The sequence below is a fragment of the Sediminibacillus sp. JSM 1682029 genome (assembly GCF_041366435.1).
Taxonomy (GTDB): Bacteria; Bacillota; Bacilli; order Bacillales; family Amphibacillaceae; genus Sediminibacillus; species Sediminibacillus terrae.
The window spans coordinates 22,708-35,231 of record NZ_JBEWYY010000011.1; the positions used below are offsets into that span (position 1 = coordinate 22,708).

Consider the following 12,524-nt stretch of genomic DNA (forward strand, 5'->3'; position numbering starts at 1 on the left):
GTCTGGGAGTGGTATTTATTTAAGCAATGACTAGCATGAAAAGTGAAACCATCCAAGATTTAGACTCTAAATACAGCTATTGAAGGTGGGGAATATAACTGATAGAAGGGGGTGAAGAGCATCTATATATTATAATAGATTATAAAAAGGAATTAATTCTATTTTTGATGTACTAACCGGTGCTTAGTAATCAATCTAGTTATAACAAGTTGAGAAGTTGACAAAGAGTAATGAAAAACAGGATGACCGAATCATAACCCTATACATTTATTAAAGTAGATAAGCTAATTGTAATCGTAGTAAAAAGCATTTCCTTGTAATTTAAAATATAACAGAAGGAATTTGAAGGGCACCCGTTCTTTACCTGTACGATACGATGGATTACAATAGAAAACCTATTCTGTGATAAAGGAAGAATGAGGACTTAGTTAAGACAATACTTATAGATTTGAAAATTACTATGTAAAAGATAAAAGGAAGGTGATGCGATATGACAGACCAAGAACTCACTAAAAGAAGGATGGATGAAGAGCAAGCATTAGGGTTTTTGCTCTTGGCTTGTAAGCAGGTCGGTTATTCCTTAGATCAAGTCCAACAAATTCATTCCAGTATGAATTTACAATTTAATAAGCACTCTCCTGATGTGGCGAAAAAGGCGGGAGAGAAGTGGTTTTGTTCTATTAAGAGTACTAAACGCAATAACTATAGCAATCTAATGAATGAAAGACCGAAGCCTAAATATAAAAGGGCGAATGTAACGCTACCAAAAATTATGGAAAGTAATCATTCAAGGGAACTTCGGAAGAAAAATGAAAGAATTGTAAGGGAGTTAAACCGGATGGAGTATGGTCCGTTTGGATTATTCAAATTAATTAGAAAATGTAGGGGAGATAGGGAGTAAGAGTGATATAGGGGGTGATTAAGAAAGAAAGAAAGTAAAAAAATAAAAGAAAAAAACCACCCCGAAACGCTCGTCCAAAAGCTGAAGGGTGATTTCTCTTTTAATTATTTAATTGAATAGCTTCTCACTTCGAGCAAGCTACATATGATTACTCCGTGTTAGCAGCACGGGGTTTTCTTATTTCTAATATAGCATGCTGCTATGAAAGATTTCAAATATTCTATAACAAAAAGTGGCCTTGGGTAGCTTATTGAGTCAAAGTTACAATTGAAAACCCCGACCGAAGTTGCGGTTTATAACATAAAGGCAATCCAAAGTTGCAGTTTATAACGGACAAAATGGCCACCGTTTTGACTTTCGGCATATATTTTACAGACAAACCAAGAATTAATGATAATTTTATTGACTTCTGACAAAAAGTTGCAGTTTATAGTGGAGGATCATTCCAAAGTTTACGAAAAGTTGCAGTTTATAACGATGGACTAATCCAAAGTTTACGAAAAAGTTGCAGTTTATAACGGAGAAAATGGTCACCGTTTTGACTTTCGGCAATATTTTATAGATAATCCACGATGATAATTTTATTGACTCCTGTCAAAAAAGTTGCAATTTTTAACGGTGAATCAATCCAAAGTTTAATGAAAAACTGCAAGATGTAGCGGAAGGGTTGTCACCAGTTTTGCCATTAGTCAAAACACAAAAGTTCTTGTATGAATTCTTTGGAGGCTATCATTAGGAATTATAATATTTTCAACTCGAAACTCGTCCAGGCTGTTAATAGTACGATTTGAATTTAACAAATCAGGATGACCGAATCATAACCCTATACAAAGGATGTATCACAATTAAGCAATTGATCTATTAACGAATTTCCCAGGACAATAAACATCTCTATAGGATATGGAGAGGTGCCAATTTTCTGTTGTTTATTTTTGTCTTTAGTCAAAACAAATAGCTGAAATAATGAGAGAAATAAAGTTTATAACGGAGAATCAATCCAAAGTTTACGAAAAGTTGCAGTTTATAACGATGGAATTGCCCCAGTTTTGCCATTAGTCAAAACGTGGGATTATTAAATAGGAGAAAAGTGCAGTTTATAACGGAGGATAATCCAAAGTCTATGATAAGTTATAACGATTAAAGGGTCCTAGCCGGGAGTGTATCAATATGAAAAGGTGTTAATCCTTTCTTGTTAATCGCTCTAATATTACTTGATCTTCTTGATATTCCTTTTCTCTCTTGTTCAATTGGAAACTTTCCAGATTTTAACATTTTGCTGATTTAGGGCTTGGAATATTTTAGCGTTTTTAGTTAGGTTTCTTTTCAAGATTTCTCCAATAGGCATTTCTTTTTCCTCCTTAATTTTGAATTTCGCTACCTGAAGTGATTATTCTTTGTCTATTATCAGATACTTGGTTTTGTTGCCAACCCAAACGCAAAAGGACGAATAAATGCCCCTTAATATGCTTAAAAAACATATCAAGGTGTGTTCTAAATGTTTTTTGTTAGACGAGTTCTTGTGACACTTAACTACCAAGAAAATCCTTTAAGTAGTATTTGAGACTATTGAACGAGTCAACACTATCCCACTTCCAGTGACCTCTTCTAGGTAGTAGACTGATTAAACTAATAGTTTCAACAGGTTCTAAGCTATTATCGTTCCTACCTCTTTCATAAAACTCCCACTTTAAAGAGTCTGTTAGGATTACTTTACTATTTATCTGAGCAGATAAGTGACGTTTCATCTCTATACTCAGATGCTCACCATAATCTTTGTAGTTCTTGTTATACATAATATCCTTTTTTGCGAAGGGTGACTTAACCTCTACAACTGCCCGATAGTCAAGACTGTATTCCCTGTTAAGCCAATTCCACTTTTTAGTTATTACCAAGTCGGGTGTAGATGCCTTTTCTATTCCGTTTCTATCTAAGTATGTACCACAGTATTGTAGGTAGTCATGTTTCTCGGTACGTAGCTTTGTGTCACAACTTTCAACATCAAGGTCATTTCGTACACCCCTCATGAAGGGCTTAACTAATTCGTTTTGAAAAGTTATTTCACGAATATCGTTATTATTTTTGTACTTCTCAAATATACCCTTATACTCGTTAAAGGTGATATCCCTGTGTGTTGGAACGGTGTAGCTAGTCATAGTAACCTCCATAGAGACTGTAATAAATTTCTTGTCAGAAGTAGATAAGTTTAAGAGTGTTTTATTCGTCGTTTACTTATGTAGGTAGATTAATTTGGGTCTTATTAGGTTCAACAACAATTCATTGTCTGGTTTTTCACTTCTTTAATCCATCGGCAGTGTGAGTCTAAGTCACAGGGAGTTAAAAAATTCCTATGCTCTTTTAATGATACTGTATTGCTATAAAGATTGTTAGTCATCAATAAGAGTGTTGACATTACAATTCTAATAGAAAGTAAAATGCTGGGTGTGTGCTAAAGAAGAGGCTGAACAATATTTGAAAACTATAATCAAAAATAAGGAACATCGAGAAAGGATACTTTATTAATTTCTTCTATAGGAATACTACTAGATTAAGACAGGATGACCGAATCATAACCCTATACAAGATATATCAAATACTTATAGAAATCTCCTTGAAGAAAAACGTTTCTACTGAATTAATAAGGCAACAATTTACTATTGTTTATTTTTGTATTTTATAAGTTTGGTTTAATGAATATTTATTTAAACAATGTTTTGCCTTTGGTCAAAACAAAGAATAAAGTTTACGAGAAAGTTGCAGTTTACAACGACAGACCAATCCGAAGTTTTGAAATTACTGCAGTTAATAACGATAGATATTTCCTCGTTTTGCCTAGTGTCAATGTGAATCCTGGTTTTGGCATGAATATACTTTATATACTTTTTGTACCAAATTTTTAGTACTAAATATTTAGATTAGTAAGGAAAGCACAGAAGGCAACGCAATTTCTAATATCCATATATATCGATCCTAACTTCTCAACACCAGTTATTAAACTCTTCTATTTATCTATTATAAATAGAACCACAAAACAGGTATTGACTGATTCAATCTACTATTTAGGAGGAGAATTAGAATGGGTGAAAAGGAACGTAACGTAGATAAAATTGAAAGGGCAGTAAATGATTTTGGTGGATTAGTAAGAGATTTCAGATTGAAAAATAATTTATCATTATTGGATTGGTCAGAAATTGTTGGGTATAGCTCATCATATTGCTGGAGAATTGAGAACGATAAAAGAAATCCTGATATGGATACAAGAGTCGTGTTCTTAACTAAAGGTATGTGTTGGTCAACGGAAGACATATATGGATACTTAGAATGGGTAATATCAAAGAAGGTTTTAGAAAAGAAATAAAATAATGACAATTATTGTTACAGATGAGGATGGATATGATATTCCGTCCACATCAGTAACTTTTTTTATTGTAGCAAATTGATATTATAGGTATTTCCATAAGTCAAAGCAAAAAACGAGCTTAACGAGAAAACGCAGTTATAGTGAAAGATCAATCCAAATTTCATGAAAAGTTGCAAGGTGTAGTTGGAAGGGTTGTCCCAGTTTTGCCATGAGTCAAAACAAAAATATCGAATAGCGTACTGCATTCTTAGGAGGCTGGATTGCCCCTGTTATTTTATCTTTTATACTCGTTTAAACTATAAATAGTAAAAATTTGAGTTTCACAAATCAGGATGACCGAATCATAACCCTATACAAGTATATATATAAAGAAGCTGTTAGATTATCCAATAAATGCACTTCTCCTTGTATTGGTATTATTTATATAAGGGAAACGTGGACTGACATAATAGTAGAAAATGAAAGTGACATACGAAAACAATCCTAGACAAGATGAGGCACCAATTATAAGTACAGATGAATATAAGATTTAGAAGGTGTCTGGTCTGTGGGATGGAAGTTCGCTGAAACTGGTCGAGAAAAGAATATCTACCATGAAATACAGAAAATTATGTTGGGCTGCAGACTTAGAAGCAAAAACAAGAGTTTAATCTTAAAAAATATGATGAGGTTCCTAGCGTAGTTTCTATTAAATATATAAGGATAGAAAACTTAAAATGGAGAATAAGTAAATTGAATAAGCAGAGCAGGATTAATAAAATCATGAAAAAAATGTGACATAACGACCGAGGAGTTGATTTCACTAAATTATCGCAAAATAGATCACCCCTGTATTGGATACAACGGGGTGGTCTTTATTTAGGACTTAAAATCAGGATGACCGAATCATAACCCTATACAAGTAATATAAATAAGGGTTAGGTTTGTCACCAATAACGTAAAACACTCTCCATGTACTGAAACAGTTGTAGAGGGGAGATTAGATACACTAAATATCACGGCACAATATAAGCCCCCTTATTTATAGCCTATATTATAAAGTGCAAAAAATGACACACTCATTTTCTTGTTTCTGCCCCTGGCTTTTTACATATTAGGATACATTAAGAAGTAATCAATGACTTATTATTGTTATTCTCCATAAAGTTAATCAAAAATATAGAGTTTCTTTCAAGCAATTCAAATTCGGATAGAGTTAATAGATGATGATGGGAAATTTTGTTTCTCAATGGATAAAGCTGACGGAGCTGAGTGTAAAATTTTGATGGTAAGTTTCTAAAGGCTTTGGGATAATTTCGAAAGTATGTTTCGTAGTCGCTAAATAGGAGATCTTCAAATGACTTTGATGGCGGGCGTTTTAAAACAATGCGTGGAGCATAATGGAACCAATGGATGCCGTAGCAATCTTCCATATTATTCTTGATATATGTTCGCAAGCAATTTTCCACTTCATATAATATTCCGTAAGCTGCTTTCATTAGTTTAACTTCTTGTTCAGCAATCAATAGGCTACACCTCTACCATATTATTTTAGGTCTATTTTACCTACTTATATAATGCCCTATTATCCCTGCTATGACAATTTAAAATAGATATTTATCTACAAATAGTAAGGAATTAACGAAGAAAAGGCTCGTTTCAAGATACAGCAAGTCAGGATGACCGAATCATAACCCTATACATGTATATAAAAAAACAGCTATTAGTCTTTAAACATAAACCTCCTTGATATAGAACATTTCTACAGGGATTAGTAAGGGTACCAGTCTTCGGTTAAGGATCATCCTAGAACCCTATCCATTAGATTATATCTTATAATTAATACAGTAATTTGATAGTATAAAAGTAGTAAACAATAGATTTCATACAGGGGAGTATATAAATGATAAATTTTCAAGAAAAAGTTTCTTTTATTTGGTCAATTGCAGAGCTGCTTAGAGGCCCGTATAAGCCTGAAGACTACGGTAAAGTAGTTTTACCGATGGCTGTATTAAGACGTTTTGACAGCGTGTTGGATAGCACAAAAGAAGAGGTACTAAATCAGTATGAGCAATTTAAGGATATCCCAGAAGAGTCAAGAGATGAAATACTTAAAAGAGTGGCAAAACAAAGATTTAGTAATGTAAGTAAATATGACTTCTCTAAATTGCTAAGTGATGCAGATAACATAGCTGATAACTTGCGGGATTATATAAATGGGTTTTCTAAGACAGCAAGAGACATCATCGAGTATTTCGATTTTGATAAGCAGATAGATAAGATGGAGCGTAACGATTTGCTATATCTTGTTGTGAAACGGTTTAGTGAGATAGACTTACATGCCAGTGTTGTATCAAATGTGGAAATGGGATACATATTTGAAGAGTTAATTCGTCGTTTCAGTGAGCATGCAGAGGCTGGTGATCACTACACTCCTCGTGAGGTCGTTCGTCTGATGGTAAATCTATTATTCTTAGATGATGAAGATATCTTGACGAAGCAAGGGATTACGCAGACGTTATACGATTCATGTGCAGGTACAGGTGGTATGGGCTCAGTTGCTCAAGAATATTTAAAGGAATTAAACCCAACAGCAGAGTTAGAATTCTTTGCTCAAGAATTCAACGAGGAATCATATGCGATTAGTAAGGCTGATGTTTTGATAAAGGGTGAGGAAGCCAAGAATATTCGGTTTGGGAATACTTTATCAAATGATGCTTTCCCTGAAATGACCTTTGACTACTTAATAACTAACCCTCCTTATGGAGTGGAATGGAAGCCTGCAGAAAAAGCTGTAAAAGCTGAATATGAGGAAAAAGGTTTTAACGGAAGGTTTGGAGCAGGATTACCACGTATTAGTGATGGACAACTCCTTTTCCTACAACATCTTGTATCCAAAATGAAACCCGTAACAGAAGATAATCCAAAGGGATCCCGTCTTGCCATTATCATGAATGGGTCTCCTTTATTTACTGGTGATGCGGGAAGTGGAGAGTCTGAAATACGTAGATATTTAATCGAGAACGATCTGGTTGAAGGAATTGTTGCTATGCCAACGGACCTTTTCTACAATACTGGGATTTCAACTTATGTATGGATACTAACTAATAACAAGAGTCCATTTCGTAAAGGGAAAATTCAACTTGTAAATGCCGTAGAGTTCTATCAAAAGATGAGAAAGAGTTTAGGTAGCAAACGAAAGGAACTATCGGAGGAGCACATTGCTGAAATAATTAGATTGTATGGAGATTTTAAAGAAGGTAAACAGGTAAAGATTTTTGATAATAAAGACTTTGGTTATCAAAAGATTACAGTAGAAAGATCGTTGCGATTAAACTTCAAGATTAACGAAGAAAGAGTAGAAGAATTAAATAATCAGACTGCTTTTGCAAACTTAGCAAAGTCTAAGAAAAAAGGTGAGGCTGGTTTAGAGGCTATAGAGTTAGGTAAACAACAGCAAAGAGCCATAGTGGATGCTTTACTAGCCATGAAATCGGAAGAGACATATAAAAATAGAGGAGAGTTCACGAAGAAGCTGAAGAAGAAGTTTAAAGAAAACGATATAAAAGTTGGTGCTCCTTTATTTAAAGCTATTCTAGCTGCATTATCAGAGAAAGATGAGACAGCTGATATTTGTGTAGATAGTAAAGGAAACCCTGAATCGGATGCGGATTTACGTGATACAGAGATCGTGCCATTGAAAGAATCTATTCATGATTGTTTTGAAAGAGAAGTAAAACCACATGTTTCAGATGCTTGGATTGATGAATCAAAGACAAAAGTAGGTTATGAAATTCCGTTTACACGTCACTTTTATGAATACACGGAATTGAGAAGTTCAGAAGAGATAAAAGAAGAGATAAAAGAGTTGGAAGAGAGTATTTTGGAGAAGTTGAAGAAGGTGATGGGATAGATGATAAAACAGTACCCCGATTATAAGAATAGTGAAATACCTTGGATTGTAAAGATCCCAAGTCATTGGGAGGTAACCAAATCAAAGTATTTAATAAAGAAAATTCAAACAGGTTCAACACCATCTACTAATAAAAGTGAATACTTTGATGGAAATATTAGTTGGTTTACACCAGGTGATTTTAGAGACCAAAAAGAATTGGTCAAATCTTCAAGAACAGTAAGTGAATTAGCTTTAAGGAACAATGAAGTTAGATTACATTCTAAAGGCACAGTACTGTTAGTAGGAATAGGTGCAACTTTAGGAAAGGTAGCAATCTTGAGGGAGAGAGCTACATTTAATCAGCAGATAACAGGTATTGAAACGAATAACTTAATTGATGAAGAATATTACTATTATTGGCTTTTAATTAATAGGGAAACTATTATGGAAATTGCCAATTATACTACGTTGCCAATTATAAATAACCAATTTATTAGAGGCTTTTTATCAATTGTGCCACCAATAGAGGAACAAAGAATTATAGTCTCGTATTTGAATAAAAATATTTTAGAGATTAACACTTTATTGGAAGATAAAGAAAAACTTATCGAATTACTTGAGGAAAAGCGTCAAGCCATCATTACCGAAGCGGTGACAAAAGGAATAAATCCTGATGTGAAAATGAAGGATTCTGGTGTGGATTGGATTGGGGAGATACCTGAGCATTGGGATATTAGTAGGATCAAGTATCAATCAGAAATAAATGTGGAAGTCTTGTCAGAGAAAACTAATCCAGATTTGGAATTAAATTATATTGATATAGCTAGTGTTAATTCACTAGGTGGGATTGATAATATTGAAACTTACTTATTCAAAAATGCACCAAGCAGGGCTAGAAGAGTTGTGAGGGACGGTGACACAATTGTATCAACAGTTAGGACCTACCTAAGGGCAATTACATGGATTGAAAGCCCAAAAAGTAATTTAGTCTGTTCCACAGGTTTTGCTGTACTCAGACCTATACGAAAATCTATTCATCCGAAGTATCTTTCCTATCTAATGAGGTCTACATACTTCATAGATGAAATAGTTCGTAGGTCTACAGGAGTTAGTTATCCTGCAATTACTGCAAGTGAAATTGGTTTATTAGAGTGCTTACTACCACCTATGAATGAACAACGTGATATAGTTGAAAAATTGGAACAACAATTTGATCACATTGATAATGTAGTTGTTGCTATTAAGAAACAAATTGAAAAACTAAAAGAATATCGTCAATCTCTCATCTATGAAGCAGTTACAGGAAAGATTGATGTTAGAGATTATATTTAAAAATTTGGAGGTGAGAGGATGAGTATCGACTATTCTGAAAAAGGTTTTGAGGCTAATATAGAAGCTAATCTGATTAATTCAGGTTATATTCAGAGGACCATTTCTAATCAAGCATTAGATGACTTTAGAAAGTACGCAATTGATGTAAAGATTTTTTTTGAGTTTTTAGAGAAGTCACAACCTAAATCGCTTGAGCGACTACGTAAAGCCTATAAAGACCAATACAAAAAGAAAATCTTAGACCGAGTGCACAAGGAACTTGATAAACGAGGAATGATTGATTGTTTACGTCATGGAGTAAAAGATTATGGAGTAACCTTAAAGCTAGCATACAATAAGCCTGTTAGTGACATGAATCAAATGCTAATAGATCTCTATGAGAAAAACATATTTACTGTAAGTAGACAAGTATTCTACAGTAGTAAAAATAATAATAGCATTGATATGATGCTCTCTATTAATGGTTTACCCATAGTTATTATGGAATTAAAGAATCAACTAACCAATCAAACAGTAGATGATTCCAAGAATCAGTTTAGAAAAGATCGTGACCCTAGAGAGTTGTTGTTTCAGTTTAAGAAACGAGCAGTTGTTTATTTTGCTGTTGATACGGATGAAGTTTTCATGACAACACAGCTTAATCGAGAAAAGACATTCTTTCTGCCTTTCAATAGAGGAAATGATGGAGGGAAAGGGAATCCAGTAGTCTACAATGACTATCGTACATCGTACCTATGGAATGATATTCTTCAAAAAGATAGCTTACTAGATATTCTTTTTCGGTTCGTCTATGTAAATCAAGAAGATGTTTTAGACTCTACAGGGGAGATTATTGATAAAAAAGAAACAGTTATTTTCCCTCGATACCATCAGTTAGATGCAGTTAGAAAGATAGAACTAGATGTGAAAGAAAAAGGGATTGGTCAAAACTACTTAATTCAACATAGTGCAGGTAGTGGTAAGACTAACAGTATTTCTTGGCTAGCACATCGTCTTGCTAAACTCCATGACGAAGAAAATAACGCAACATTTACGAGCGTCATTGTTATTACGGACAGAAGAGTATTAGATAAGCAGCTACAAGATGCTGTTTACCAATTAGAACACAAAGCTGGAATGGTAGAGAAAATAGATAAAGATTCTGCCCAATTAGCTAATGCAATTGCTGGAGGAACTAGGGTAATTATCACTACGTTACAGAAGTTCCCATTTATTATAGAAAAGCTAGGAGAGTTTTCTGCTGGTAAGTATGGAATCGTAATTGATGAAGCTCATTCATCCCAGGGTGGAAAGGCTTCGACAGCAATGACTAATATCTTATCGGATAAATCGTTAGAAGATGCTTTTGAGGCTGATAGATTAGCAGAAGAGAACTTAGAAGATGTAGATGAAAAGATTGCAGAGACAATTGCAAAAAGTGGGAAACAAGATAATATCTCTTTCTTTGCTTTTACTGCAACACCAAAACCGAAAACGATTGAACGGTTTGGAACCTATGATAAAGATGGAATGCCACATGCTTTCCACGTCTACTCTATGCGACAAGCAATTGAAGAAGGTTTCATTTTGGATGTATTAAAGAATTATACAACGTATAAAACCTTCTATAAAGTGGCTAAAAGTATTGAAGATGATCCAGAGGTCTCTAGTAAAAAGGCAACAAAGCAAATAGCGAAGTATGTATCTTTACATCCACATAACATAGCTCAGAAAACTGAAATTATTGTGGAACACTTTCGTCAAGTGACTAGACATAAGATTGGCGGTCGTGCTAAGGCTATGGTAGTTACGGGAAGCCGTCTTCACGCAGTAAGATATAAGCAAGCATTTGATAAGTATATCAAAGCAAAAGGATATGGTGATTTAAACACTTTAGTAGCATTTTCAGGAACCGTTGAGGATAAAGGTGTACCATTCACGGAACCGGAGATGAACGGTTTTGGAGAAAAAGAATTACCAGATAAGTTTCATACGGATGATTATCAAGTTTTATTGGTTGCAGAGAAATACCAAACTGGTTTTGATGAACCGTTACTTCACTCTATGTATGTTGATAAGCCACTAGACGGGATAAAGGCCGTACAGACACTTTCTAGGTTAAACAGAACTTGTAAGGGGAAGAATGATACCTTCGTACTTGATTTTGTAAATGAGGCCGAAGATATACAAAAGGCATTTCAACCATATTATGAAATCACGGGATTAGAAAGTACAACAGATCCTAACTTGCTATATGATTTGGAAAGAGAATTAGATGCTTGTCAGGTGTACACAAAGGAAGAAATCGAAGAGGTTTGTAATTTAGAATTTAGTGAAAAGAGGAAAACAAGTAAGACACAGGAGAAGTTGAATTCTATCCTGGATAAAGCGGTGAATCGTTATAATAAAGAACTATCAAAAGAGCAGCAAGAAGATTTTAAAGGAGCTACTACCAAATTTGTTCGGACATATTCTTTTATCTTGCAGATAGGTCCATTTGCAGACATTGATCTTCACAAGCTATATGTCTATCTAAATTATCTATTAAGAAAGCTACCTAAAAACGTTTCTGACGGTGTGTATCTGGCTGATGATGTTGCACTGCAATACTATCGGAATGAAAAAGTGTTTGAAGGTAACATATCACTTAATCCTGATGGAGAAACTAAATTAAAGCCTGCAAGTCATGGAAAAGGGCAATCAGGAGAAGAGGAAAAAGAAAGGCTTTCTTCAATTATTGACCGATTGAATGAACGATTTGGCACTGAGTTTTCGGAAACAGATAAATTATCCCGAGATCAGATAAAAGAAGATATGATAAATAATGAGGACTTAGCTCAAAAGGCACAGAGTAATACAAGGGAAAATTTTAAATTTTCCTATGAAAAAGCATTTTTGGATTTTGTTATTTCAAGAATGTCGCAAAATGAAAAATTCTTTATGAAGATGTTAGAAAATGGTGAATTTAGATCGTTTATTATGGATGATATGTTTGAAGAAGTTTACGATAGCTTAAATGAGCGGACAGTTTCATAAGTTAATACAGTGATGAACCACATAATAAAAAAGGACCCTGCATT

7 protein-coding genes are annotated in these 12,524 nt (G+C 34.1%); 5 read left to right on the forward strand and 2 right to left on the reverse strand.

Annotated features, from left to right (window positions below; translation table 11 throughout):
* Window positions 1-490: 490 nt before the first annotated feature.
* Complete coding sequence (locus ABVF09_RS16260) at window positions 491-901, forward strand: hypothetical protein (RefSeq protein ID WP_371069645.1); 411 nt, start codon at window positions 491-493, stop codon at window positions 899-901.
* Between the two features lie 1,526 nt (window positions 902-2,427).
* On the opposite strand, the gene ABVF09_RS16265 is transcribed toward ABVF09_RS16260, so the two are convergent.
* A complete protein-coding gene (locus tag ABVF09_RS16265; protein WP_371069646.1) occupies window positions 2,428-3,054 on the reverse strand; it encodes a hypothetical protein in 627 nt (208 codons plus the stop codon).
* Window positions 3,055-3,974: 920 nt separating this feature from the next.
* Between ABVF09_RS16265 and ABVF09_RS16270 the strand changes: the two genes are divergently transcribed.
* Window positions 3,975-4,256, forward strand: coding sequence for a helix-turn-helix domain-containing protein (locus ABVF09_RS16270; protein WP_371069647.1), 282 nt, complete (start codon window positions 3,975-3,977; stop codon window positions 4,254-4,256).
* 1,106 nt (window positions 4,257-5,362) lie between these two features.
* Here the strand turns inward: ABVF09_RS16270 and ABVF09_RS16275 are convergent.
* Window positions 5,363-5,764, reverse strand: coding sequence for a hypothetical protein (locus tag ABVF09_RS16275; RefSeq protein ID WP_371069648.1), 402 nt, complete (start codon window positions 5,762-5,764; stop codon window positions 5,363-5,365).
* 377 nt (window positions 5,765-6,141) lie between these two features.
* Between ABVF09_RS16275 and ABVF09_RS16280 the strand changes: the two genes are divergently transcribed.
* The 3 genes from ABVF09_RS16280 to ABVF09_RS16290 are packed head-to-tail and all read left to right on the forward strand — an operon-like array spanning window position 6,142 to window position 12,480.
* Window positions 6,142-8,151, forward strand: a complete 2,010-nt coding sequence (locus ABVF09_RS16280; RefSeq protein ID WP_371069649.1) for a type I restriction-modification system subunit M — start codon at window positions 6,142-6,144, stop codon at window positions 8,149-8,151.
* Entirely contained in the window at window positions 8,152-9,465 is a 1,314-nt protein-coding gene (locus ABVF09_RS16285) for a restriction endonuclease subunit S (RefSeq protein ID WP_371069650.1), read from the forward strand.
* 18 nt (window positions 9,466-9,483) lie between these two features.
* Window positions 9,484-12,480 (forward strand): type I restriction endonuclease subunit R, encoded by a 2,997-nt coding sequence (locus ABVF09_RS16290; protein ID WP_371069651.1) that lies wholly within the window; start codon window positions 9,484-9,486, stop codon window positions 12,478-12,480.
* Window positions 12,481-12,524: the final 44 nt, after the last annotated feature.

What these genes read in the sequence shown, in the direction of transcription:
- ABVF09_RS16260 (WP_371069645.1), top strand. Translation starts at nt 491, where the DNA reads ATGACAGACCAAGAACTCACTAAAAGAAGGATGGATGAAGAGCAAGCA.
- ABVF09_RS16290 (WP_371069651.1), top strand. Translation starts at nt 9,484, where the DNA reads ATGAGTATCGACTATTCTGAAAAAGGTTTTGAGGCTAATATAGAAGCT.
- ABVF09_RS16280 (WP_371069649.1), top strand. Translation starts at nt 6,142, where the DNA reads ATGATAAATTTTCAAGAAAAAGTTTCTTTTATTTGGTCAATTGCAGAG.
- ABVF09_RS16265 (WP_371069646.1), bottom strand. Translation starts at nt 3,054, where the DNA reads ATGACTAGCTACACCGTTCCAACACACAGGGATATCACCTTTAACGAG.
- ABVF09_RS16270 (WP_371069647.1), top strand. Translation starts at nt 3,975, where the DNA reads ATGGGTGAAAAGGAACGTAACGTAGATAAAATTGAAAGGGCAGTAAAT.
- ABVF09_RS16285 (WP_371069650.1), top strand. Translation starts at nt 8,152, where the DNA reads ATGATAAAACAGTACCCCGATTATAAGAATAGTGAAATACCTTGGATT.